At 37.2% G+C, this 26,221-nt stretch carries 15 protein-coding genes; 7 read left to right on the top strand and 8 right to left on the bottom strand.

Translation table 11 applies throughout. The features are described from left to right. Positions 1-123 precede the first annotated feature (123 nt). The 4 genes from gntR (at position 124) to DK858_RS16190 (ending at position 4,417) form a co-directional block, all read left to right on the top strand. Complete coding sequence (gene gntR / locus DK858_RS16205) at positions 124-1,119, top strand: gluconate operon transcriptional repressor GntR (RefSeq protein WP_109398284.1); 996 nt, start codon at positions 124-126, stop codon at positions 1,117-1,119. Positions 1,120-1,439: 320 nt separating this feature from the next. Beyond that, positions 1,440-1,994 (top strand): gluconokinase, encoded by a 555-nt coding sequence (gene gntK, locus DK858_RS16200; RefSeq protein WP_109398283.1) that lies wholly within the window; start codon positions 1,440-1,442, stop codon positions 1,992-1,994. Next, positions 1,991-3,328, top strand: coding sequence for a gluconate transporter (gntU, locus tag DK858_RS16195; protein WP_109398282.1), 1,338 nt, complete (start codon positions 1,991-1,993; stop codon positions 3,326-3,328). Before gntK ends, gntU begins: the two co-directional genes overlap by 4 nt. 150 nt (positions 3,329-3,478) lie before the next feature. Next, positions 3,479-4,417 (top strand): methyl-accepting chemotaxis protein, encoded by a 939-nt coding sequence (locus tag DK858_RS16190; RefSeq protein ID WP_109398281.1) that lies wholly within the window; start codon positions 3,479-3,481, stop codon positions 4,415-4,417. A gap of 69 nt (positions 4,418-4,486) precedes the next feature. Here DK858_RS16190 and DK858_RS16185 read toward each other — a convergent pair whose 3' ends face one another. The 7 genes from DK858_RS16185 to DK858_RS16155 form a co-directional block, all read right to left on the bottom strand. Continuing rightward, on the bottom strand, positions 4,487-5,719 hold the full coding sequence (locus DK858_RS16185; RefSeq protein ID WP_109398280.1) for an SGNH/GDSL hydrolase family protein: 1,233 nt from the start codon (positions 5,717-5,719) through the stop codon (positions 4,487-4,489). Continuing rightward, a complete protein-coding gene (locus DK858_RS16180; RefSeq protein ID WP_109398279.1) occupies positions 5,694-6,896 on the bottom strand; it encodes an SGNH/GDSL hydrolase family protein in 1,203 nt (400 codons plus the stop codon). Before DK858_RS16180 ends, DK858_RS16185 begins: the two co-directional genes overlap by 26 nt. After that, positions 6,883-8,301 carry an MBOAT family O-acyltransferase gene (locus DK858_RS16175; protein ID WP_109398278.1) on the bottom strand — a complete coding sequence of 473 codons (1,419 nt, stop codon included), beginning with the start codon at positions 8,299-8,301 and terminating at the stop codon, positions 6,883-6,885. Before DK858_RS16175 ends, DK858_RS16180 begins: the two co-directional genes overlap by 14 nt. A 163-nt stretch (positions 8,302-8,464) precedes the next feature. Next, positions 8,465-9,259: a protein bax gene (locus DK858_RS16170; protein ID WP_109398277.1), complete on the bottom strand. Its 795-nt coding sequence runs from the start codon at positions 9,257-9,259 to the stop codon at positions 8,465-8,467. A 275-nt stretch (positions 9,260-9,534) separates the two neighbouring features. After that, positions 9,535-10,689 (bottom strand): DUF4056 domain-containing protein, encoded by a 1,155-nt coding sequence (locus tag DK858_RS16165; protein ID WP_109398276.1) that lies wholly within the window; start codon positions 10,687-10,689, stop codon positions 9,535-9,537. Continuing rightward, complete coding sequence (locus tag DK858_RS16160; protein WP_109398275.1) at positions 10,689-11,831, bottom strand: BamA/TamA family outer membrane protein; 1,143 nt, start codon at positions 11,829-11,831, stop codon at positions 10,689-10,691. The genes DK858_RS16165 and DK858_RS16160 overlap by 1 nt, the downstream gene beginning before the upstream one ends. Continuing rightward, positions 11,831-12,826 carry a hypothetical protein gene (locus DK858_RS16155; RefSeq protein WP_109398274.1) on the bottom strand — a complete coding sequence of 332 codons (996 nt, stop codon included), beginning with the start codon at positions 12,824-12,826 and terminating at the stop codon, positions 11,831-11,833. The genes DK858_RS16160 and DK858_RS16155 overlap by 1 nt, the downstream gene beginning before the upstream one ends. Positions 12,827-13,182: 356 nt before the next feature. Between DK858_RS16155 and DK858_RS16150 the strand changes: the two genes are divergently transcribed. Next, the gene (locus tag DK858_RS16150) at positions 13,183-13,638 is read left to right on the top strand and encodes a regulatory protein RecX (RefSeq protein ID WP_109398273.1); all 456 of its coding nucleotides are present in this window, start codon (positions 13,183-13,185) and stop codon (positions 13,636-13,638) included. A 4-nt stretch (positions 13,639-13,642) separates the two neighbouring features. Here the strand turns inward: DK858_RS16150 and DK858_RS16145 are convergent, their stop codons facing one another. Next, positions 13,643-14,515: a LysR family transcriptional regulator gene (locus DK858_RS16145; RefSeq protein ID WP_109398272.1), complete on the bottom strand. Its 873-nt coding sequence runs from the start codon at positions 14,513-14,515 to the stop codon at positions 13,643-13,645. Positions 14,516-14,929: 414 nt separating this feature from the next. On the opposite strand from DK858_RS16145, the gene DK858_RS16140 reads away from it, so the two are divergent. Together DK858_RS16140 and DK858_RS16135 are read left to right on the top strand one after the other, a co-directional pair. Then, positions 14,930-21,799 carry a Tc toxin subunit A-related protein gene (locus tag DK858_RS16140; protein WP_109398271.1) on the top strand — a complete coding sequence of 2,290 codons (6,870 nt, stop codon included), beginning with the start codon at positions 14,930-14,932 and terminating at the stop codon, positions 21,797-21,799. A 55-nt stretch (positions 21,800-21,854) separates the two neighbouring features. Next, positions 21,855-26,186: a SpvB/TcaC N-terminal domain-containing protein gene (locus DK858_RS16135; RefSeq protein ID WP_109398270.1), complete on the top strand. Its 4,332-nt coding sequence runs from the start codon at positions 21,855-21,857 to the stop codon at positions 26,184-26,186. The last annotated feature ends 35 nt before the right edge of the window (positions 26,187-26,221 follow it).

Genomic DNA, 26,221 nt, shown 5'->3' with positions numbered 1-26,221 from the left:
AAATCTAGGTACACATCTGAAAAACTTTATTCGAAATAGTGTATAACCTAGGGCTATAATCAGCGTTCTTGGAAAATTAAAGCGCGTATTAATACGAGTGTTTTTGGATAGTTGCGATATAAAATGAAGAAAAAACGCCCCTCATTACAGGATGTCGCTTCACGAGTTGGAGTTACCAAAATGACTGTGAGTCGTTTTCTGCGTAACCCCGAACAAGTCTCTGAAGCTTTACGAGAAAAAATTGCGCGTGAATTAGATAGTCTCAATTATATTCCTAATCGCGCACCTGATATTTTATCTAATTCGACCAGTCATGCGATTGGGGTATTGCTACCTTCTTTAACTAACCAAGTTTTTGCTGAAGTTATTCGTGGTATTGAATCAGTGACCGATAAATACGGTTATCAAACCATGTTAGCGCACTACGGATATCGTGCTGAAAAAGAAGAAGAACGTCTGATTTCATTACTCTCTTATAATATCGATGGGCTTATTCTTGCTGAAAGAACGCACACGCCAAAGACAATGAAAATGTTAGAAACTGCAGGTATTCCTGTGGTGGAAATCATGGACAGCGTGTCGCCTTGTTTTGATTCGGCGGTGGGATTAGATAATGTGAATGCGTCAGAACAGATGGTCAATGAGATGATCAAACGTGGATGTAAACGCGTTATTTATCTTGGTGCAAGACAGGATGAACGGACCTTAATGCGTTTAAAGGGTTATGAAAAAGCAATGCAAGATGCGCGTTTACCTATCGGTAATGTGATGACGCCCAAAAGCTCATCTTATTCGTTAGGGGCCGAATTATTACATGCTGCACGTAAGCAATATCCTGATTTAGACGGGCTTTATTGTACCAATGACGATATTGCAATTGGTGCTGTTTTTGAGTGTCAACGTTTAGGGATTTCTGTACCAGACGATATTGCGATATCGGGTTTCCACGGGCACGATGTTGGACAAGTGATGACACCTCGCCTTGCCAGTATTTTCACGCCACGTGATGAAATGGGGCAACAAGCGGCTGATTTATTGCTTAAACGAATGAAAGGCAAAATTGCTCGGGGTCAAGTGATAGATGTTGGTTTCCGCATTATTACTGGTGAAAGTATATGATTAATTAACTTATTGATAATATTAAAAAATAAATATTTAAACCCTATTGTTATGTTCGTAACAGTAGGGTTTTTTTATTGAGATTGCTTTTCGCTTTTAGCGTTATCTCTCCCCATTTTGCTGAGAATAAAAAGAAGTTAGTAAGATATTTTGTTGTCAGTTTGTAGATCATCTTACTTTCATTTGAGAGTCGCTTCACATTTTCACTTCTTAGTTGATCTTCGTAGTTGTATTTACCTTGCTATTTCGGATATGTTACCCGTAACAGTTACGGGTAACATTACAAGAAAGACTTAATATCTGCCTTAAAGGAGCATTCTATGAACGATACCCAATCCCTACACCATGTTTTCATCTTAATGGGGGTATCAGGCAGCGGTAAATCTGCGGTCGCAAGTGGTGTAGCACAACGTACAGGTGCTGCATTTTTGGACGGTGATTTCCTCCATCCTCGCTCAAATATTACTAAAATGGCATCTGGCCATGCTTTAAATGATGAAGATCGTAAACCTTGGCTACAAGCATTAAATGATGCCGCATTTGCAATGCAAAGAACTAATAGTGTTTCATTAATTGTTTGTTCTGCATTGAAAAAACAGTATCGAGATATGTTAAGAGACGGCAATCATTGTCTGCACTTTTTATATTTAAAAGGTGACTATGAGCTGATTGAAAGTCGCTTAAAAGCACGTAAAGGGCACTTCTTTAAACCTCAAATGTTAGTGACTCAATTTGAAACCTTAGAGGAGCCAACTAAAGCTGAAAACGATGTGTATGAAATTGATATTTCAATGCCACTTGATGATGTGATTGAAAGTGCAATTAATAAGATAAATTCAGTCACTCAAGGGACCTTTGAAGGGGAAACGGTATGAGTACATTAACACTGGTGCTAACGGCAGTTGGCTCTGTTTTATTACTGCTCTTTTTTGTGATGTATGCTCGTTTACATGCTTTTATTGCATTAATGATTGTTGCCATTGGCGCAGGCCTTTTCTCTGGTATGCCTTTGGAGAAAATCACACAAACCATGCAAAACGGCATGGGGGGGACTTTAGGTTTCCTCTCTATTGTCGTCGCGTTAGGGGCAATGTTTGGTAAGGTACTGCATGAAACTGGGGCATTAGACCAAATCGCAGTGCGATTATTAAAATACTTTGGTGAGAAACGTGCCAACTACGCATTAGGTATTGCAGGTTTAATTTGTGCTCTACCTCTGTTCTTTGATGTCGCTGTTGTCTTATTAATTGGTGTTGTATTCGCTGTTGCTCGTCGTACCGGTGGCAATGTGGTAAAAATGGCTATTCCTCTATTTGCGGGGGTTGCCGGTGCTGCAGCTTTCTTATTGCCAGGACCAACACCGATGTTGTTAGCTGATCAAATGAATGCTGATTTTGGTTGGATGATCTTAATTGGTTTGTGTGCGGCTATTCCAGGCATGTTATTAGCCGGTCCTATCTTTGGTAACTTTATCAGCCGTTATGTCACCTTAGACTTACCAAAAGATTTATCTGAGCCTAGCTTAGGTCAGAATAAAATGCCTTCTTTTGGTTTCAGTCTTGCACTTGTGTTGTTACCTTTAGTCTTAGTGGGATGTAAAACCATTGGTGCACGTTTCGTTGAGAAAGGCTCAGAGCTGTACAACATTCTTGAATTTGTTGGTCATCCTTTTATCGCTATTCTTGTGGCGTGTTTAGTGGCTATTTATGGCTTAGCAATCCGCCGTGGTATGAGCAAAGAAAAAGTGATGGAGATTTGTTCTGCTGCCATTCAACCGGCGGGGATCATTTTGCTGGTGACGGGTGCAGGTGGTGTCTTTAAACAAGTATTAGTCGATTCAGGTGTTGGCCCTGCCTTAGGGAATGCTTTAATTGGCGCGGGTATGCCTATCGCAGTCGCGTGTTTTATATTAGCGGGTGCAGTACGTGTGATTCAAGGATCAGCAACGGTTGCTTGTTTAACCGCGGTGGGTTTAGTTTTACCGGTGATCAATGAGTTGGGATACAGTGGTGCTCAAATGGCAGCATTGTCAGTCTGTATCGCGGGTGGTTCTATTATTCTTAGCCATGTTAATGACTCAGGTTTCTGGTTGTTTGGTAAATTTACGGGTGCGACAGAAGCACAAACCTTAAAAACATGGTCATTAATGGAAACGATTCTTGGCACAACAGGTGCAGTGATCGGTATGATTTTCTTCGCTTTTCTTTGATATCTAATCCCTGTGTTTCAAATTATTAGCGCGTCTTTTGACGCGCTTTTTTCATTGCTATAAATGCCTATCAAATATGACAGAAAATACCGCATTAATGATTAACCTATAGGTTTCTTTATTCGTTGAGAATATTTAGGGCTATCATATATGGTTGACTATAATTCGCTTTTTATTAAACACACGGATTGTAATATTCATACAATCACACTTATACGTGATTCGATTTTGGCATCAAGTAATAAGTTACAAGATAAGCTTAATTTACTTGATGAGATGGAACATCTATTCAATAAGATGTTAGATAATTCCAGCTTATTAACTCAATTTTTAAATGAGGTTGATACACATTTTACGCATAGCCGAGAAGAGATAGAAAATTTTTCAGATTGGCTAAAAAAAATTAAAGAGAGTGCCAGCAATATTGATAGGCTTTCTAGTCAAGCGAACTTGTTATCGATAAATTCGGCAATTGAAGCTGGGCATATAGGGCGAGAAGGTGCGGGATTTTCAGTCTTAGCCCAAGAGATGAAAAAATTATCATTAGAAATCCAGAAACAAGCTTCTTCTATTGCTAGCATTAATAACAATTTAGGTGCTCGCTTTATTCCAGTTAAAGAAACTACAGAAAAAAACCAAGAACAGGTTCAACAAATAAAAATACAGGTAGAAGAAGGGCATCAAAACTTAATCTCATTGTCAGAGCAAGTGAATGAACTTAAACATATTTTTACCTTTATTTCGATGCAGCAATTTTTTAATACCGTTAAACTTGATCATGTTTTATGGAAAGAAGCGATTTATATCCATTTATTAAATAATGATGATGAGCACTGTGTTAACCAACATACCGAATGTCGATTAGGTAAATGGTATTACCAAGGTGATGGACGGAAATTCGCAGGTACAGAGGCTTTTCGTCGTTTAGAAGAACCACATAAGTTGGTACATGAATGCGGGCGTTTAGCACTAAGCGCTAATATAAATGGTGATCAAGATGCAGTAACGCAATATATAGAACGAATGGAACAAGCCAGTGTTGATGTTATCAAGTATGTGGATGTTTTATTAAACTCAGGAACTTACTAATTAGATAAATAAAAATAAGAAAACCAAGAAGGAGCGATAGGCTCCTTTTGGTGTATTAAACAGAGTGGATCAGCCTTTGTTTATTAAGGTATTTAATTGGCTATAAAGTGTATTGGCACTACTTTCATAACCTTCACGAGAAAGATGAACACCATCTGGCCTTGCTAAATCATACAATGCCCACACTTTTATTGAGCACTCTCCGCCCATATAGTTACGCCAATCCCAAAAAAGGGTTTTTTCTTGTTGGGCGACTTCTTTTTGAATTCTGACAATATCACTTAGCCATTGAGGTTGTTGTGAACGGCAATCTAGCGCTTCTTTATTTTTGATTGAGTCAGAAGGCCCAATTAATAAAATGGCACTATTAGGAGCGTACTGGCGAATTTGGCGGATCTTATCCGTAAGTTGTTGACGATAGGCGACTAAATCGAAGGTGTCATTAAAAGCTTCATTTGTACCATAAGCCAAAATCACCATATCAGGATGTAATTGTCCTAACGTTTCAGTCCACTGTGGGCCCCATTTATCCATCATATTGATAGTGGCGCCATTAATGCCTAATGAAGAAAGCATTACCCCAGGTTGTTGATTGGTTATCAACCAACCGCCTAATTTTACTGGCTGGTTTTTGCTCACTGTAATGTTGACAGGGAATGTCATGGCTGTTGGATTTGAAAACTGCCATTTACCTTGTGTTTGCGATAGTGAAAGGACTTTGCTTGTCGATGACTGTACATTCACTTGTGCCGTTGTTGGCGTTTTATAAAGTGCTTGTAACTGATAGCGTTGTTGAGTCACAGGGTTTTCAGATAACTGTAATTTTGCCCATTTCGCTTGAGGTTCACTAATAAAGCCTCCTAATGGGAAATCAGGATCGCTGTCTTTTCTGCTTGAAAGCAGTGCCCATGCCTTTTTGTCACTCTGGTATTGTACGTTTGCAATGCGTTGACCTGCGATATTTGTCGGAGGAATAAAACCAATACCGCCATTACCATAGTCAGTTTGAAAACGTTCACGCAACTTACCACTGAAAAAATCAGCCGCAGTATGGGAATCTCCTAACTGGACAATGTGAACAGTTTGGCGACCTTGCTGGAGTTTCTTAACAAAGCCTGCAAAGTTGGGATCATGATAGTTATAAAGCTGTCTTGAACCATCAGCGGGTAATACGGTTGGTGTGGGGAGCTTTACTTTTTTTTCAGTGTCTTGGTTACAAGCAACTAAGAGTGAAACTAAAGCCAATATGATTGAGCTACTGACTAAAGTTTTACGCTTAAGGATGTGCGTTATCTGTTTCATTTACAATAACCGTGTTTTTATCTTTTACATCATCGACTGCATTATCTTCTTTAATTTCTTCTTGAAGATGAATGCGTGAGAATACGTGTTGAGCAATAATTTGCTGGCCTTTTAAGCTAAAATGAATGCCATCACCGGCTCTTAACTTAACACGACTGCTACCGTCACCCATATAATCAGAATAAATATCTTTCTCATATTTAAACATATCATTGACGGAAAGGTAAATTTCGCCCATTTTTTCAGCTTCTTCACGGTAAAGTTTATCGAGATATGCCATACCTTCAGATAACTTCTGCTTGCGCATATTAGGTGGTCCAACCCAAATAACAGTGACATTATTCTGCCGAGCATTTTCTATAATGCTTGCAATACGAGCTCGATAGGCTGATTCCCACGCTTCACTCGCAAATTTTAAGTAACGTCCTCCCCCATCGGGTGGCATATCCCAAGGATCGTTAGGACCTAAAAAGACCACTAATAATTTGATAGAGTCGTCACTGGCTAAACGTGTCGCAATCGTTTGTGGCCAATTGAAAAAGCGTGGATAAGCAAGTCCTGTACTTTGTTTACTTAAATCGATACTGCTGATGTTGTAATCTGTTTTCAGCTGGCGTTTAAGTAAAGGTGCAACACCTTGCATCATTGAATCGCCCGCAAATAACACTTTATCTTCTGGTGATAAGGTAATTTCTGTTTTCTGAACGATGGGTTTTAAGGCTTGTAAGGCGTCATCAGACACATCCGTAACCGAATGGTAAGGTAATCCACTCATTGCTTGCTTACGCTCTAACAGTTGAGGGAAGCGTTGTGTTAATTGAGTCGCTGGTCGTGTATACCCGTTAAAGAAGTGTAGACCAACAGCAAAGCCTTCAGGAAGTTGCTCAGGTGTTGAGGTTTGTACTATTGGTTTTGCCTGATTATCGGGATGGTTAACTTGTAGGTAATCACCATAGCTTTCTATCGCAACGAATACACCATCACGTAGTTGTCCACCTACTTGCCAAGCATAATAGTGAGAAAGCCCAGACCAAGGTGCAGGGCGGTGATATTGTTGTTGCCAAAAGCGCTCTAGCGATGTTTGGTTTAGCCAAATCAACAAGATGGTACTAAAGAGTACCATTAAGGCGACTTTTGCTGTCTTTTTTAAATTTGAGCAGAAATCAAAAGCTGGCATAAATAAATCCTGGCACCCCATCTGGAGACAACATAAAAATAATCGTGAGGATCAACGCAAGTGGTAGAGGATAAACATACCACGGCACTTTTTTCTCAAGACGAGCCACGATATCCCTTAATGTCACAAAGCAAGGATAAAGTAAGAAAAGTCCCCAGAACATAAAGAGGGTTAAGCCTTCAGCTTGTAATGATGCCCAAGCTCCCACACTAAAGAGTTGCTGGATTAAGACCAACGCATCTCCCACGGTTTGACTGCGGAAAAATATCCACGCAAAGCAAACAAAGTGGAAAGTGATTATCCACGACAACAACATATTTAATGACGATAAGGCACTCGGCAGGGGATTTTTCTTCGGCGGAAAGAGGCGGTGTTTAATATTCAATAACACCACACCCATCCCGTGAATAGCGCCCCAAATAATAAAGGTCATTGCCGCACCGTGCCATAATCCAGAAATCACCATTGCAGCAAAGGCATTAATGTTTTGTCTAATCACCCCTTTACGATTACCCCCTAAAGGAATATAGACGTAATCACGAATAAAGGTAGATAAACTAATGTGCCATCGACGCCAGAAATCGGCTAAGTTTATCGCTAAATAAGGTGCATTAAAGTTACGAGGCACGACAAAACCCAGTAATAAGGCAATACCTGTAACAAGATTGGTGTAACCCGAGAAGTTGAAATAGATATGCCATGCATAGGCATAAACTGCGGTTAGTACTTGTCCACTTTGCGCTAAATCAGGTGCATTAAATACGGGATCGACATAGTTTGTTGAGAACCAACCACTTAACCAAAAGAGTTTTGCGATAGCCAAAACAATTAGCATTATCGCCCCTTTATAATCAATGATTTTACGTGTTGGCGCCTGAATTTGTGGGAGAAATTCTTTAGCGCGATTAATTGGCCCCGCGACGATGCTTGGAAAAAAGCATAAATAAAGAACGACATCTAAAAATGGCGCTTTAGGGATCTCTTTTCGGCAAACAGAAACAACATAGCTGACCGAATGGAAAATATAGAAAGAGAGTCCTAATGGCGCAAGCAACTCAATAAGAGGCAACTCAATACTGAGTCCCCATTGTTGGAATGCTTGTGTCAGTGTTTCTTGGAAAAATGAGTAATATTTAAAGGCAGTAAAATAGACTGCAACGAGTAATCCTAATAGCCAGTATATTACTTTAGAGGATGTATACTTAGTTAATATATTCGCCAGTAAATAAATAAAGAGCGTATAGCTTAATAAGATAATCGCAGGACGATAATCCGCATAAAATAGAAAAGCATAACTGACTGTAATCAGTAGGATATTTTGGATCTTGACGTGCTTTTGAAAGAGCCAGTATAGAACAAAAAAGCTAACAAAGGCTCCGAGAAACTCGAATGAAAAAAAATTCATAAATGGCTCTAAGGGTGTGATTTAAAAGTCATACCAAACGTGTTACCACATATATTATGAATTCTAAGCAGGCTTTCAATCAAAAGATTATCTTGTGATAAATAAAAGCCACTTTTCTCTAGATAGAAAAGTGGCTTTTTGTTGGATGAAAGCTTGTTAAAGCTTAACTATCTTGCTTCGACTGCAACTGAACTTGAGTGATCAGTTTTTTATTTGAGTCGAACATTTCGGTCAGATAATCGTTATAACTTGAGCCCATTTCTGAGTAACCTTTCAAGTCAGTGATTAACTGGCGAGAGTCGAGTTGTTGCTGCGTCATTCTTTGCTGTGCTCTTGAGGAGCGCAATGAATTATAGGCGCGGTGCGTATTTAGATTACGCATATAAGCAATCACTGAGCCTTCAATATCAGGGTAGGCTGCATAGCCTTTGGTTTTCCCTGGAACGTTATTGCAAGACTGACTCCCACATCGCATACCGAATAGATTATTATTTTGTTGTGCCAACTTCGATGTTCCCCAGCCAGATTCTGTTGCAGCTTGCGTTGCGACAAAGTGTGTCGGAATAATGTCAACGCGAGTTAATAACGAATCCCAATTTACTTTTTTCGGGCTGGTACATGTAACGCCATAATATTGACAGATTTCACGCAATTTTTTTAAATCTGCGCTGCCCCAGTGCTGGGCTTTACGTTGAGTGGTTAACCACTCACGATCTCTCAAAATCTTATTATTAACATTGTCAATAATAGGAACTATGACATTTAAAAACGCTTTCTTACGCTGTGTTCCCGAAGGGTATTTTTTCAAATCAGGCAACGGTGTTGACGTGCTTTTGAAAGAATACGCTTGCAGTATATGGGAACTGCCGGTACTGGTTGAAGCAAAACTTACACCAGTAAAGAGTAGTGAAATCAAGAAAGCGAAGACGGCACTTGTCCTCATCAATTGAGAGGGCATTGCTTCTCCTCGTTTAACTGGATAAAAATCGAACGAATACTAGCAAATTACTTTTTTCATATCTACAAAATATCGCCTCACATTAGGATAACTACGAGTGATTTGTTAAATAAATGTATAAGTTTTACTGGAAAGCCTCGTTTTATAATCGCTTTTTTCCTTTAACAAAAAGTGCTTTTTTGTTCTAAACTTAAATTTGTCTTATGAAAAAAGATGTGACTTAACCTAAATTTAGTAAAATTAAGCGTTTTTAATGTGTCAATTTTGTTTGTTATTTAGTCAATTTTTGTTGTTTTAGGTCTAGTTTTATTATCAATTTCACGTGCTTTTTCTGTTAAATCAGTAAAATCCGCTTCACTCCAGTAGGTTTTGGGATGAGGTAAATTCTCCATCTCTTTTGTTGGCCAAAGCTGAAATTCTGCTAATTGTTTTAAAACGTAACCAGAATAAGCACTAGGTAAAGTGAGAAAGTGAGGTGATGCGATTTCCTCGAAAGGTAACACGGGATAGCGTTGATCTGAGATATGATAATCACGCATTAAAACTAAAAATTTATCAGGAACTCGCTGCTGACTATCCCACCATTGTCCATCAATAACATCAAACCATTGTTGTGTTATTTGGCGTGGTTGAGCTTCTAACTGATAAAGTGCAGAAGGAATAATACCTTGCATTGATTGATTATATTGTTCAAGGCTGGTGGCGTGCCCCTTTAGGATCAGTGTAAGAGAAAGCCTTGCTCCAAGTAAATTGGAATAGAGATCTTCGGGTGAAAATGCCGAGATACCTTCTGAAAAACCGGGTACAGAACGAAAACCATACCATTGTGCAATTTCATGCCATACAGCAAGGCGATAACCGAGGTGTGCGGCAAGATAGGCGCTTAAGGTATAACGTTCTAATTCGTTTTTAGGTGGCGGAAATGAATTAAAGTGGATCTTACGTTGTGCTAATTCATCACTTAGCGCTAATGTCCACTCCTGTCCTAATTTTGGATAAATATGACTAAAGAGATAATAAGTATAATCTGCGGTGTCACGAATATGGGCAATATCAAGAAACCCACCCTTATGAGAGTAAATTAAACCGGATTTTTCGCTTCCAATCCCTAATACAGCTACAGTACCGAGCCAAAAATTGTCGTTATAACGGTGATTGCCCAATGCTGAGGCTTCAATAACGTTATCAATACGATAAAACGGGATGGGAATTTCAAACGCTTTAACTTTTAAATCGTAACCAAAGGCACAACAAGGCCTTAAACCATTGGGGGCTGTTAACGGTGCAGGCGTTTGCCAAAGTTGTGTTGCTTCTTCATGGGTAACACTATCAATATTGGCATACAGATATTTAACAGGTGTGACTTGAGTGCAACCTGTAATAAATAAGAAGAAGACAATGGTGTTGATAAAAAGAAACCGCTTAAACATCAAAATGCTTCACCTACTTGAAAATAGAATCCTGTACTTTCTTTACCGATACCAAAATCGAGACGTACATTCATACGTGGTTTAAATTCAAATCGATAACCCACGCCGATACTAGGTAGCCAGTGGCCTTTACCTAAATCACGCGCTTGATCGCTTAACGTTCCCCCTCCAACCCAAAGTGCAATGCCATGGCGCCAATCGAGTTTTTGGCGGTACTCTAATTGGGTTGAAAAGACATGATTATCTTGGTATCGGCCTTCGTAATAGCCTCGCATTTGCTGTCCATTACTCAGTTTAGATAATTGACTCCAAGGTATATCACCTGATGTAAAGCGCGCATAATTATCAAATGCTAAGACCGCACTGTCACTTAAAGGATAATAGTAGTTATATTGTATTTGAGTCGCATTAAAGCGGTTATTACTACCTGTCTTCGGTGAATAATGGGTATAACGGATATCAAGAGCCTGGCCTTGATAAGCATTCGGCAAAAAATCACGGCTATCATAAGTAAAACGGATACTTAATCCAGAGCTTGTGCTGCGTAATGGCAAACCACGCTTATCCATATACGTTTTAAATGGGGTATCAGGGTTGGCGGCTTGTAGATTGGAGTAATCCCACCCTAAGCCTATATAGGTGTTTTTGGTAATTTGGCGCAGTAAAGTAGGTGTTAGATGCAATTCTTGAGAGCGAAATTCACCGAAATGATCTTTAATTTGCCCTTCGTGATAACCCTCTCCCCAATAATTGGTAGGGACATTATTTAATGTTCCCGTCAGATAAAAGCGCCAAGTATCATCGGCTAAATAGGTATAGTTGCTAAAGGTCATCCCAAAAGCACCCGTTGATGAGCCAAAGCCACTTAATGAGAAAGACGAAATTTTGCTATCAGGGCGGCTATCTGCTTGATAAAGCCCAACAAGGGCAATCCCCACACCAAACTCTAATTCTGGTGTATAAAAAGGGCCTGGTAAGATCCCCCAGTCGATAGTTTTACTGCGATCGAAGTTATTTTCTCCCCCTAAGCCCACTAACCATTGGTCTATTTGTTGTCTATCGGGAAAGAGTTGTGCTTGTGCGGTGTGTGAAGTAAAGAGGCTGGCAAAGGCCAGCCCAAAAATAAAAGGGTATTTAACCATTAAAAACGGAACTCACCTGAAACAAAGAAGCTATTACGGTTATTAAAACCGAGTTCTGTAATGACATTAAAATTACGTGTGACTTCTAAACGTGCACCCACAGTTTGGTTCCATTTATGAGCAAGATGCTGTTCAACATCGAATTTAATATTACCAATACCGTCTAAGTCACCACTTAAAAAATCATTGAGTTTACCAGGTAAATTTAACTTATTTACGTCACCTCTAAAACGTTGAGTAATATCTTGATACATCGCACCTGTCCAAACTTGTAATTTAGTATTACCTTGACCAGAAACGAGAGGAGAAAAAACAAATTCATAACCGACTCGAGGTGAAATTACTAAGGCTTTAATATCCCCGTCTAAAATATCAAGGTCGGTTTTAGTATAGTTTAAGTCAAAAGTACCAAAAAACTGGTTATAACCTCCCGCTAATGTAAAACCGGCACCATAAGTTTTACCTTTAAAATCAAGTTCGAACATTTCATCTTTAGCAAGAGATACAGGAAAACCAAAATCTATAGACACATCATTAAGCACCGTTTTTGATGTCCCTTTTGTATAACCATATAACCCATAGACATTCATAAAAGGGAATACCCAGCTATCGAGTTTTAGCATATGGGTTTCACTTTTTTCACGGGTATGGCCAACATCGACCTTAACAACTTCACTCATTGCATCCCATTCACTGGCATCAAAACCAATTTTATCTACGATGATATCTTGGCGCAGATTCATATAGCTGTAGCTGGCACCAAAAGGCTCGGGTAAATCATAACCACGGGCGCGGGCTTCATCGCCCCAGATTGGTAAAACACGAGATTGGCTTGCTGGGGTACGAGTATCTAATGAGCCTTCGCTATTTAAAGCAGTACCGCCGGATTGGCTAACACTTAGGGAGAGTAGTGGGCGATCGCTATCCGCGTAAGAAAAGCCAGTCGCAAGGAGGGAGGCGGTTAATACCACCTTATTTAAATTGGAAAAGTGCATATATAACCCACAGAAAATTAAAAAAGTAAGTAGTAAAAGAGTAGCCGGAAATTTTAATCTTTTTCTTATTAATGATCACCAGCTATAAGTGCGATATATAGTAAAAGATGCTTTTATTTAGCCCCATTATAGGATTATTAAGGGTTTATTAAGTAAAAAGCCTTATTTTTTCTAAGTTAACCTTAATAAAGATAGTCGATTTAAATTATAAAAGAGAATGATAATTCTTCTTTTAACTATTACAATTTTATTACTCGCCAGATTACTGATTAAATTAACGTCGAAATAAGCTATTTCGGTGATAAACCGTTATGATAAGAGTCAATTCACATGGACTCTTTTAATAAAGGAACGTTATGACCTATCAAGAACTTTATCAGTACGCTATTTTTATGCTCTCTCGCCGTGATTACAGTACAAACGAACTACAACGTCGAATCGAACGCCGAATTCGCGAAACGGAGAAAGATTCGCCTACCGCCCCTGAATATTTGCCTCAAGTTATCGAACGCTTACTTGAAAGCCAATATCTTGATGATAATCGAACTATTTATAGTTTTTTTCGCAGTTATTTAAATAAATCCTATGGACCTTTACGTATCCGCCAAGAATTACGCCTAAAAGGATTCCCTAGCGAAATAATCGACCGTGTATTAGAAGAAACAGATACTGATTGGTATGCACTCTGCCAAGATCTTAAAGAGAAAAAATTTGGTACAGGTAAACCCAAAGATTATAAAGAGAAAGCCAAACAAGTTCGTTATTTACAATACCGAGGGTTTACCTCTGATACGATTAATGCTCTGTTTTAAGTCATTAACGTAGTGTCATTGCGATATCATCTAATTTCTTATTATTCTCTTTTTTAAAATAGACTTTTTGATGTAAGAAAATATCAAAAGGAAAAGGAGAACGAATAAACTGTACTTCATCGTTTGTAATGGCTGAAATATAATGAATATTTTCAGGTATAAAGCAGTAACCAGCCCCCTCATCCACGCAGTGCAAAACATCCGCCATTTCTGTTAAACCTAAAGTATGGTATTGATAACCTTGATTTTTTAGTTTACTCAAAATCGTTGAAAATATTGGATTTTGTAAAGTGCTGTTTCTTTGTATCAAGGTTTCTTTGGCAAAAAATGTTTTGGTATTGGGATATTGTTCATAGAGCTTCTTATTTACTAATAAGCCGACTTTTTGTGTGCATAAATTGATTGCATTGATATTTTTTTGTGGATAGTCAAACTCAAGAGAAGAAATCACAAGATCAAACTCTTTATCAAAAAGTTCCTCTTTAATATCATCGATATAACCGTCTTCTAAAGACAGGCTGTATTGATTGTTTTTTTGTCGGATCTCTAACAATTTTGTTTTTAAATCAGGGTAATAAAGACCATCTAATTTAATGGAGAGTGAGATTTTGTCCTCATTTGAGGTCAGTATCTGATTTTCAATTTTTCTAATTTTTTCATAATAGGGATATAAACGTTCATAGAGTGTTTTCCCCGCAGGAGTAAGATCCATTCCGCTTTTGGAGCGTTTAATCAGTGATTTACCTATTTGGCTTTCAAGTTCGTTAATACCGTGGCGTAATGCGGATGGGGTAACATTGATTTGTTCTGCTGCTTTGACTAGGCTTTGACAAGTTGCAACGGCAAAAAACTGGTTTATTTTTCGTGAGAAAAACATGTAAGTGTTCTCCACAGAGACATATTAATTGAAAACAATAATCTGCTTGAATGGGATTTTTATATTGATATTGGTCAATAATATTTTTACAGCGACTAAAAGTGAAAAATTATCGAAGATAAATTTAAAAAAGAATATCGATGACTAAATTTGATAATAAATAATGGCATTTTTTATAAGAAATAAAATCAAATGATTGATTTTATTATTGCTACATTTTATTTGTTATTTATATCTTTTTTTATATGTTTTTTTTATTAAAAACGTGGCTAGTCTATAAAGCATAAAAAAACTCAATATCACGTTATAAAAACTCAATTTTCATTTTTATTTTTCTTGTTATTTTAATTTTCGAGATGAAACGACGATTAAATTCTCTCTATTTTAAATTAACTTATATTAGGAAAATATTTAATGAAAAACATTAATACGCTTTTAACAAAAATGAATTCTGATGCAGTAGAAAATATTACGTTAAATGATCTGGCTCCCTTATCACTTCATGAAATTTACGCACTTAGTGAAGAAAAACTTAGTTGGCATGAAGCAAAAATATTATATAAAGAAGCACAAAAAGCCGCCAAAAAGAGTAAAATTAATGAAGCGCACTATTTAGCACGTCGTAATCCACAAGTGCAAAATGCAGTGGCTTTAGGAATGCGATCTCAGATTGCTCAAAGTAATACATTAGAAAATTGGATCCCAAATCGAGACAACTATTATGTCGATTCTAAATCTGTAGCATCGATGTTTTCGCCTGCGGGTTATTTAACAGAACTTTATCGTGAAGCGAAAGAAATACATGCTGAAAACCCAAGGTATCGCCTTAATAGACGCCGTCCTGATTTAGCAGAATTAGTACTTTCTCAAGAAAATATGGATAAAGAAATTTCAACACTGTCTTTATCAAATCAAATATTAACCACAGCATTACAACATAAATTAGGTAATGATAAAGATTTATTTCAAGAACTAGCAACAAACCGTACAATGGGTGAAAATCCTTATCATCAACCTTATCAAACTATTCGAGAAACATTATTATTACAGGATGGCTTGGTTGATAAATTAGTGAAAGCTAAGGATTCTCTTGATATTTTGGATACAGAATGGATCTCAACAATTATTTCATCGATTTCTCCTGAGTTATATACTATTTTAACAGAAGTAATTTCTGAAAATAATATTGATGAACTAGTAGAGAAAAATTTCGGAAATAAGGATATTAGTTTAAAAAATAATCTAAGATTCTTATCTGAATATTATTCTATTCCAGAAGAAGAAATATTACCATTATTTAATACACTTAAAGTAAATAATGAATTATCTTCAAAAGGTATGTTGATCTTAAATAAAATTATTCGCTTGCATAAAGCAACGGGGATCTCTGTTGATAATTTAATTATTTTAATTAAAACAAAAAATAATGATAACAATATTGATTCTGAGGTGATCCGAGCTATTCTTCATGTGCAATATATTATGGAGAAATACAATATTAATATTGAGCAATCTATAGTGCTTAATGGTGCTAATATTAATGAAAAAACATTAAATAATTCCTTATCTCTATTTGATGTTTTATTTAATTCTCCTCCTTTAGGTGAATTAAAATTTATTGCAGATAATAAAGCACTTGATTTTAATTCATCATCTCCAGATGATATAATACGTATTAATACCTTAAAAAGAGCATTTCATGCCGATGATATTGGTATTGTTGCTATGTGGAAATTAGCTTCTGGTAAAACAACGGAATTTACTTGTTCTATAGAAAATATTTCACTGTTATATCGAGTATATTTATTGGCAACAGTACATGGCCTAGATATTTATACTCTTTCTTTATTACTCGATATGTTGTCAGATCCTTTTAGTAAACCCATTAATCAACAATCTTCATCAGATGATGCGGCTAATTTAATTTATACAATAGATAATTATTTAAAATTTATTAAAGATTATAAATTGAATATTCCGGAACTATATGTAATGACGGCAAATAAATATGATTTGCGCTATACAGATGAAATAAAAAATCTTATTGAAGAATTAATGAATGTTAAGTTAGTTAATGATGTTTTATTATCTCCACAGAAAATATTAGAATCTTATTTACCTATAATATCTTCTTATTTTCATATTTCTTCTTTAAACCAAGCTGGTTCTGTATGGATGACTCTGGAATCTACAGATTCATTAAATTCAACTATTTATGATTTTGTTGATTTAATCAATAAGGAAGATAAAACACAAGAGGATAAAAATAATGTTATTACTTATATACAAAATTTATGTCAAATGATCGCTATTTTTACTAAAATAGGCTTAAATGAAGATGAGATAAATATATTGGGGTGGCAACGTGTGATTGGTAATGGAACAATCCTTCCAAATATCAAGTCAATAAAAGATTTATCTGATTTTCATCATTTTTATTTAGATAAAATAAGTAATAAAGAGGATCTGTCAAACATTATTATAGGTAGAGATAGAGCTTCAACTTTATCAAAAATATATAAAGTTAGTGAAGATGTTATTAATCAAATAATCTCTCTATTGAAACTTGATGATGTGATTCACTTTGATAATATCAAAGAAATTTCTAGCTATATTGATATGGTTAAAGTTTTTAATATTACACCAAATAATTTTGATTTATTAACTAAATTAAAATTTTCCATAAGTGGTAATAAAGAAGAAGATTATTTGAATTGGGATAGAGTCAGTAAAAACTTACAAAGTGGATTAAATGCTCAACAAGCTATTTTACTAAAAAATAAAATGGATGAAAAAAAGAATGTTGCATTATGTTCATTTTATATTAATCAGTTTAGTGAGTTAAATTTAGTAACTAGTGATGATGTTTATTATTATTTACTGATTGATAATAAGATCTCATCTGAAATAAAAACCACAAAGATAGAGCAAGCTATTGCAAGTATACAGCTATATATCAATGAATTTTTATCCTTAGATATAAAAGCTAATCACACACCTATTAAATCTCGTCAATTTTTTATAGATTGGGATAAATATAATAAGCGTTATAGCACTTGGAGTAGCGTTTCTTTATTAACTTATTATCCTGAAAATTATATTGATCCTACAGTACGTATTGGTCAAACTAAAATGATGGATACGCTGTTACAGACGATCGGTCAAAATAGCATTAACAGTGATACAATTGATGATGCATTTAAAACATATTTAACTTCTTTTGAACAAATTGCTAATTTAGATGTAATTAGTGGTTACCATGATGGTGTGACATTAGAAGATGGAAAGACTTATTTTATTGGTCATAATGTATCAGAAAAAGCAAGTTATTATTGGCGTAGTGCAGATCATAGTAAAATAAAAAAAGGTGTCATGGCATCCAATGCCTGGACTGAGTGGACGAAAATTGAGAATGGTGCTAGCCCTTACAATAATTTAATTCGTCCTGTTATTTTTAATAATCGATTATATGTTGCTTGGATTGAACGTAAAGAAGCTGAAAATAGAGAAATTGAAAATAAAGAAAAAACGATGTCTGTACCAATTTCTACGCAGGCACGTTATAGTTTAAATTTATCACATATCCGTTATGATGGAACTTGGAGTTCACCTATTGATTTCCAATTTTCTAATAATATCATAGAGAAAAAAGAAGGGAATTTTCATTTAAGCTATGATCAAGAGCTTGATAAATTATACTTTTTAACTTATATCACTAAGGATACCTATGATGATGGAAATAAGGAGTATAATGTTTATTCTATTGATAATGAAATGATATTTTCTAATATATCGGACTCAAATGAAGAAAATGCAGAAAACATTTATATTAATGTGAAATCTGAATTTGATATAGTTGGTAAAGAATCCATTAATAATGTTAATAATAAATTTATGTTGAGAGGAAAATTTGCTTATTCTATCTCTCATGATCCTATTGATAATATAAAAACGACTGACTCTAAAAATGTTTCTCTTTCAGGCAGTTTAATTAATGGCGTAAGTATAGAATCGAAAAATGAAATGTTATCTTGTTATCTTTCCGCTTTTATTAACTGTGATGTTAATTATGGACATCTTGCTCCTGCATCTATTAAAGATATTTTTAAAGGTTTGTTAAAAGAGGGGGCTATATTAGAGGATATTGTTTATACTTCTGGTAGTGTCGGTAAGTTAGAAACTTTGGCTTTTAATATAAAAACTGATTATAGTTATTATTTGGGTTTTGATATTAAGACAGATACAGTTTACTTCTTTATTTATGATAATAATAAAAATGCGATAATTAAAGGCTCAGATATTAATAACGGAGAAGATTATAACGTAGAACTGGCTTTTTTTACTAAACAGTCAAATAAATTATTAACTTATACATCGAAAAATGAAATCGCCTTTACGCTTTCTAATGAGTTAGGCGATGTATCGTTACAAAAATTTTTAAACACAGAAACGCCAAGATTTCTTTTTTCTGTTTCAGGAGAAACAAAGAGTGACTTGCTTCTGGGTGCATATGGGAAAATGATATCTTACCCATTGACTATTAGTGAGAGTGATTTAAATAAAGTTATCTATACTGATGATGAAATGATTGAAGATATTAAGATAACATTATCTTCTAATCCAGATAATAAAGCCACCTATTCTCTTGAACAATGGTCTAAAGCCAATACTTCTTTAAATGAAGGCAGTAATAGCTTCAATAGTAAAAATAATGTACTTAAGCTTGATCTGCCGCTAAGAGAATTTAATGATGATGGTGAATTAATATTAACTACAAAAGTAATAGCGGTTAATAAGAAACAAAAAGTTATTTCTGAAATCTTATGTTCTTTCAAAGTTAGTGAATTGGAACATATAAATGAAAGTGTTATTAGCTTAAAAACAAATCGAAAGCATGCTCAATATATGTCAATGACAGTAGCAAATAAACCTTTGTTAGTACGTTTAAATACGTTATTTGCACGCCAATTAGTCAAACGTGCGAATAAAGGAATTGATGCTATTTTAACATTAAGTTCTCAGAGGCTACCTGAACCTGCTTTGGATGAAGGTGCTGACGTACCGATGGATTTTAATGGTGCTAATGCCCTCTATTTTTGGGAACTGTTCTATTACACTCCGATGATGTTAGCAAATGTGATGTTAGAAGGACAAAATTACGATGAAGCTAATCGTTGGCTACGTTATGTTTTTAGTCCAATTGGTTATATTGATAGTGATACTCATACTCATCGTGTTTGGAATTCGCAGCCATTGTTAGCAGATATAGCTTGGGATAATGACCAATTGGATTCAACCGATCCTGATGCTGTGGCACAAGCTGATCCAATGCACTATAAGCTGGCTACGTTTATGAAGTACCTCGATATTGTTATGGCGAGGGGAGACAGCGCTTATCGTCTACTTGAACGAGACTCTTTAAATGAAGCTAAAATGTGGTATGTGCAGGCACTGAAACTGTTAGGTGCTGAAACGGAATCAGTCAGTGACGCTATTTGGTCTGCGCCAAAACTAATTGATGCAGCATCAAAAACAACCTCAACACGCGTAATTCATGAAGTGTGTAACGATGGGGAGTTACCGCGTACTGCAAATACCTTAACTTCGGTTTTTTTACCGCAAATTAATGAAAAATTAGCGCAGTATCGAGACATATTAAAAGCTCGTTTGTTTAACTTACGTCACAATTTATCGATTGATGGACAACCGTTGTCACTGCCAATTTATACGGCACCAGCAGATCCTAAAGCACTGCAAAATGCTGCCGTGATTCAATCACAAGGTGGTAGTGGTTTGCCAAATGCAGTGATGCCAATACAGCGCTTCCCTGTTATTTTAAATAGCGCAAAATCTGTGGTAAATCAGCTAATGCAATTTGGTAGCTCACTTTTTAGCATTACAGAACGCCAAGATGCACAAGCATTGTCTGAATTATTGATCACTCAAGGTAGCGAAATTATTCTGCAAAATATCAAATACCAGCAGAAAACGCTGGAAGAATTTGAGCATAATAAAAAAGCATTACAGGATTTACGTTCAGGTGCTGATAAACGCCTTACTTATTATAAAAAATTGTATAACCAGAATATTAGCACGCGAGAACAACAAGCCATGGATCTCTATTTGAGCTCTTCTGTGCTAAATACCGCAAGCCAAGGACTCAATATGGCAGCAGCGGCTGCAGATCTTGTGCCAAATATTTATGGTATGGCTGTCGGGGGATCACGTTTAGGCGCTATTTTTAATGCAACATCAATTTGTCTGCAATTATCAAGTTCAGCCACCCGTATTTCTGCAGATAGATTAAGTCAATCAGAGTATTATCGTCGACGCTATGAAGAGTGGGGCTCATTATGTGATACCGCACAATCCGAATTAGATCAGTTTGATGCTCAGCTTGCTGCATTAGAGGTTCGTCAACAGGCGGCGAGACTGCAGTTAGATAGCATGAAGTTACAACAACAGCAAACACAAGAGCACTTAACCTTCTTGCAAAATAAATTTACCAATAAAGCCCTGTATAGCTGGTTACGCGGTAAATTAATGGCGATTTATAAACCTTTTTACGACTTAACTGTTTCTCGTTGTCGTATGGCAGAATTGGCTTATCAGTACGACTTAGGTGAAACACAAACCTTTATTCGTCCAAGGGCATGGCAAGGTAACTATTCTGGTTTGATGGCGGGTGAAAGCTTAATGCATAACCTGACTCAAATGGAAAATAGCTACCTTGAAAAAGACAAACGTGCACTGGAAATCACCAAGATTGTATCGTTGGCCGATGTGTATCAAGGTTTAAGTAGTAATAAGTTTGGCTTTGACCAAGTGGCTGATGTGATTAACAAATCGAAAACTCAGCTAGGTACAGCAGAAAATGGTATCACGCTGAAAAATGGTCAATTGCAAGCCTCTATTAAGTTATCTGATTTAGCTATTGACAAAGATTACCCTGCTGATTTAGGTAAATTGCGTCGCGTTAAGCAAATTAGTGTGACATTACCAGCATTAACAGGCAGTTATCAGAATATTAGAGCCGTACTGAATTATGGCGGTAGTGCAGTGAAACCACGTGGTTGTAATGCAATTGCGATTTCTCATGGCATGAATGACAGTGGTCAGTTCCAACTGAACTTTAATGATGAGCGTTATCTACCCTTTGAAGGTTTACCAGTGAATGACACCAGTACACTGACTTTAAGCTTCCCTGATGCCACAGATAAGCAAAAAGAGATGTTACTGACACTGAACGACATCATTCTCCACATTAATTACACCATTCGTTAATTATCTAAATCTTAATTAATTACAGGCTCCTTAGGGAGCCTGTCAGGAGTTCTACATGCAAAATTCAGAGAAATTGACCTTTGATGCACCTAATTTACCGAAAGGCGGTGGTGCTGTCACAGGGTTAACTGGCAATATGGGCGCTGTTGGCCCTGATGGTGCCGCTACTTTTAGTTTGCCGTTGCCCATTAGTCAAGGCCGTGGTTACGCCCCTTCTTTAGGTTTAACTTATCAAAATCAATCTGGTAATGGCGCTTTTGGTTTTGGTTGGTCTGTAGGAGTGATGTCGATTCGTCGTCGTACTTCAAAAGGTGTTCCTACTTATACTCAACAAGATGAATTTGTTGGTCCTGAAGGCGAAGTGATTGTCCCGGTTGTTAATAAAAAGGGCGACATTGAAACCCTACAACGTAGTGAATTATTAGGTGTGAATTTATCACATCAATATCAAGTGACCGTTTATCGCTCTCGTATTGAAAAAAGCTTTAGCCGTTTTGAGTGTTGGTCACTTAATGACAAGAATGCACCTGCCAATACCCCAAAACAGTTTTGGGTGATGTTAAGTGCAAATGGTGATGTGCATTTATTTGGTTATGAAACCACAGCGCAGATTGTGGATAGTCAAAACAGTGCGAATATTGCGCAATGGAACCTCAATGCGTCTGTTTCAGCAACCGGTGAGCAAATTGAATATCACTATCGCGCTGAAGATGAACAAGGGTGCGATAAGCAAGAAATTCAATCACACAAGAATGCCAATACACAACGTTATTTAGAAAAAGTGTATTACGGTAATCCTATTGGTGAAAGAGCCTTTTCATGTATTAAAACCGATAACACATTACCTGATAATGCATTATTTACACTGGTATTTGATTACGGTGAACGTAGCAGTGCATTAGCAACGTATCCGCAATGGCAAAGTGGTTCAGCGTGGGCAGTGCGTAAAGACTGTTTTTCTCAATTTAATTACGGTTTTGAAGTGCGTACTCGTCGTTTATGTCGCCAAGTGCTGATGTATCACCGTTTAGAAAGCTTAGCGCAGCAAAGTGCCAAAGCGGAAACGCCAGAGTTAGTCTCAAGATTAACACTGACTTACGATGAATCAGCATCAGGTAGCATGTTAGTTTCAGCACAGCAATCGGCATTTAATAACAATAAAGATGCACAATCGCTGATGACATTACCACCTGTAAATTTTGATTGGCAAAAAGTGGGTTCTCCTACACAAGCACAGTGGCAATCATTAGATGAATTGGCGCAATTTTCACCACAACAGCCTTATCAATATGTTGATTTATTAGGTGAAGGACTTGCTGGCGTACTGTATCAAGACAGCGGCGCTTGGTGGTATCGCGCACCGATTAGAAAAGAAGATCAGCAAAACCCAAATGCAATGACATGGGATAAAGCGCAGCCATTGCCGATTATTCCTTCATTACGCGGTTCGGCAATGCTGACGGATATTACCGGTGACGGCAAATTAGAGTGGTTAGTGACACAAGGCAATGTGAATGGCTATTACACGCAAGATGAAGAAAAAGCAGAAAATTGGCTAAATTTTGTGCCTCTTAATGCCTTTCCGATGGAATATTTTCATCCTCGAGCAGAAATAACCTCATTAACAGGCAGTGGTTTTGCTGATTTAGCGTTGATTGGTCCTCGTAGTATTCGTCTTTATGCCGGTTCAGCGCAAGGCTGGAAAAAAAGTAAAGAGATTATGCAGGCTGATGGCGTCACTTTGCCGATTAAAAACGTTAATCGACGAACTTTAGTGGCATTTAGTGATGTATTAGGTTCCGGTCAACAACATCTGATTCAGGTGGATTATCAAGGTGTGACGTGTTGGGTGCATTTAGGTAATGGTAAGTTTAGTACTCCTATCACTCTTACGGGTTTTTCTGCTGATCGCGTGAAATTTAATCCTAATCAGCTCTATTTGGCGGATTTAGATGGCAGTGGTACAACGGATATTATTTATGCTCAATCCACTCACTTAGAGGTCTATTTTAACCAAAGTGGTAATAAATTTGTGCGTGGCGATGATATCGCGCTACCTAAAGGGATGCATTTCGATAACCTTTGCCAATTACAGATTGCCGATGTGCAAGGTTTAGGTGTTGCCAGTATTTTACTGACCAAATTGACACCTAAAGCACAACATTGGGTGCTCTCTTTACAGAATGAAAAACCGTGGTTGTTAAGCTCGATTAATAACAATATGGGCATGGTTCAACATCTACATTACCGCAGTTCAGCGCAATGTTGGTTGGATGAAAAATTAGCAAGAAAACAACAAGGTAAAGAAAAAGCCGTTAGTTATCTGCCTTTTGCGTTGCATACTCTGTGGCAAATTGAAACCGTTGATGAAATAACACAAAGCCGTTTAACGCAAACTTATAACTATCGCCACGGTGTGTGGGATGGTAAAGAGAAAGAGTTTCGTGGTTTTGGTTGTGTTGAAGTCACTAATGCGGAGTCATTTAAAAGCGAAGAAAACAGCGCAGATAAAACCCCAAATGCATTAACGCGTCAGTGGTTTTTTACTGGTAAATTGTCTGTTGATGCCAAATTTGCTGATGAATTCTGGCAGGGCGATAACGCGGCATTTCCACAGTTTTCTCCTCGATTTACGCAAGGTGAAGGGAGTGCAGAAAAAGAGTGCGATAGCGATTTACGTCAACAACAAAATTATTGGCTTGAGCGTGGATTGCAAGGCTCGTTAATAAGAAGTGAAGTCTATGGATTGGATAATTCAACGGTATCAACCGTACCTTATGCCGTAACAGAACAACGCTCACAAGTACGTTTGATTGAAGCACAAGGAAGTTCCCCTGTGGTGATGCCATCTGTGGTTGAGAGTCGTGCCTATCATTATGAGCGTATTGCGTCTGATCCCACTTGCCATCAACAAATCACCTTAGAGCAAGATGGCTATGGCGTTGTCTCTAAAGCAGTCTCTGTTGATTACCCAAGACGCCATAATACAGCGGAAAATCCGTATCAGCATTATGAAAGCCTACCTGATACATTATGGAGATCTAGCTATGATCAACAGCAACAAAGCTTACGTTTAAGCTTATCGCGTCAAACTTGTCATCATCTTGATATTTCAGAAAAGCAGATTTATCAGCTCGGCGTTGTGAAAGCAAGTCGTCACGATATTTGGACTTTTGGTGCTGAAAAACAGCCTAAAGAGGGCTTAAGTGTCGAAGCATTATTAGCAACCAATAATTTGCTCACACAAAAATCCGCATCCGTATTTGCTGGTCAACAGCAGTTTGCCTATATGGATGCTGATAATAAAGCAACCTTGGAAACACCTGATTTTCCTATTCGTTTGGCTTATACAGAAACCGCAGAATTGGATGAAGAGACAGCAAGAGTATTATCGCAGCCTTATCCTCAATTACAGCTTGATAACGTACTGAAAGATGCGGGTTATTCACAAGCAAATTATCAGTTTGCTGATGAAAAAGAGAAAGAGAAACAGCTGTGGATAAAACAGTTATTAGGCGTCACAACCTACGGTACTTTAGCTCAGTTTCACAAACCGCTGGTGTATAAACAGTCTGCGCTTTCTTGTGATTACAAACTGTTATGGGATAAACAATTTTGCGCATTAATGGGTAAAGGATCCCCTCAGAATACACAAGATTTCCATCTCACTTACGATTGGCGTTTTTTATCGCCTAATTCGATTACTGATGCCAATCATAATATTCATCAAGTCACTTTTGATGGTTTAGGTCGTGTGACGACGACGCGTTTTTCAGGAACGGAAGACGGCAAACAAAGCGGTTATAGCGATAAAGCGTTTTCTATGCCAACAACCATCGATGGGGCTTTAGCATTAACCGCGCCACTGCCGATTGCAACGGGTTTTGTGTATGTAACAGACAGTTGGATGTCAACATCGTCAAAGCTACCTCCGCACGCTCTGCAAATCATGACAGATCGTTATGACAGCGATTCACAACAGCAAATTCGCCAACAAATCGCCTTTAGCGATGGTTTGGGACGCCTATTGCAAACTTCTGTCAGAGTAGAAGCCGGTGAAGCCTTTTTACGTAGCGATAATGCCACACTGAGGGTTGATAAAAATCAGCGAGCGCAACAAAAGAGCACCACGATTCGTTGGGCTATTTCAGGCGAAACAGAATATGACAACAAAGGGAATGTAAAGCGAGTTTATCAACCTTACTTTCTTAATGACTGGCGTTATCTCGCTGATAGTTCAGCTCAGCAAAATCGTTTTGCTGATACTCACTACTATGACGCATTGGGGCGTTTATATCGGGTTATTACTGCCAAAGGTTATCAGCGTAATACCCTTGTGACACCTTGGTTTATTGTGCAGGAAGATGAAAATGACACTTTAACATAAGGTGATGAAATGCGGGTTATTGACTCTTCTTTCTC

This window comes from Proteus faecis, assembly GCF_003144395.1.
Lineage (GTDB): Bacteria > Pseudomonadota > Gammaproteobacteria > Enterobacterales > Enterobacteriaceae > Proteus > Proteus faecis.
Note: the sequence above shows the minus strand (reverse complement) of the source record. Positions and strands in the feature narration are given on the sequence as shown.

Coding starts and splice junctions, on each gene's coding strand:
- gntR (WP_109398284.1), top strand. CDS start 124: ATGAAGAAAAAACGCCCCTCATTACAGGATGTCGCTTCACGAGTTGGA.
- gntK (WP_109398283.1), top strand. CDS start 1,440: ATGAACGATACCCAATCCCTACACCATGTTTTCATCTTAATGGGGGTA.
- gntU (WP_109398282.1), top strand. CDS start 1,991: ATGAGTACATTAACACTGGTGCTAACGGCAGTTGGCTCTGTTTTATTA.
- DK858_RS16190 (WP_109398281.1), top strand. CDS start 3,479: ATGGTTGACTATAATTCGCTTTTTATTAAACACACGGATTGTAATATT.
- DK858_RS16185 (WP_109398280.1), bottom strand. CDS start 5,719: ATGAAACAGATAACGCACATCCTTAAGCGTAAAACTTTAGTCAGTAGC.
- DK858_RS16180 (WP_109398279.1), bottom strand. CDS start 6,896: ATGCCAGCTTTTGATTTCTGCTCAAATTTAAAAAAGACAGCAAAAGTC.
- DK858_RS16175 (WP_109398278.1), bottom strand. CDS start 8,301: ATGAATTTTTTTTCATTCGAGTTTCTCGGAGCCTTTGTTAGCTTTTTT.
- DK858_RS16170 (WP_109398277.1), bottom strand. CDS start 9,259: ATGCCCTCTCAATTGATGAGGACAAGTGCCGTCTTCGCTTTCTTGATT.
- DK858_RS16165 (WP_109398276.1), bottom strand. CDS start 10,689: ATGTTTAAGCGGTTTCTTTTTATCAACACCATTGTCTTCTTCTTATTT.
- DK858_RS16160 (WP_109398275.1), bottom strand. CDS start 11,831: ATGGTTAAATACCCTTTTATTTTTGGGCTGGCCTTTGCCAGCCTCTTT.
- DK858_RS16155 (WP_109398274.1), bottom strand. CDS start 12,826: ATGCACTTTTCCAATTTAAATAAGGTGGTATTAACCGCCTCCCTCCTT.
- DK858_RS16150 (WP_109398273.1), top strand. CDS start 13,183: ATGACCTATCAAGAACTTTATCAGTACGCTATTTTTATGCTCTCTCGC.
- DK858_RS16145 (WP_109398272.1), bottom strand. CDS start 14,515: ATGTTTTTCTCACGAAAAATAAACCAGTTTTTTGCCGTTGCAACTTGT.
- DK858_RS16140 (WP_109398271.1), top strand. CDS start 14,930: ATGAAAAACATTAATACGCTTTTAACAAAAATGAATTCTGATGCAGTA.
- DK858_RS16135 (WP_109398270.1), top strand. CDS start 21,855: ATGCAAAATTCAGAGAAATTGACCTTTGATGCACCTAATTTACCGAAA.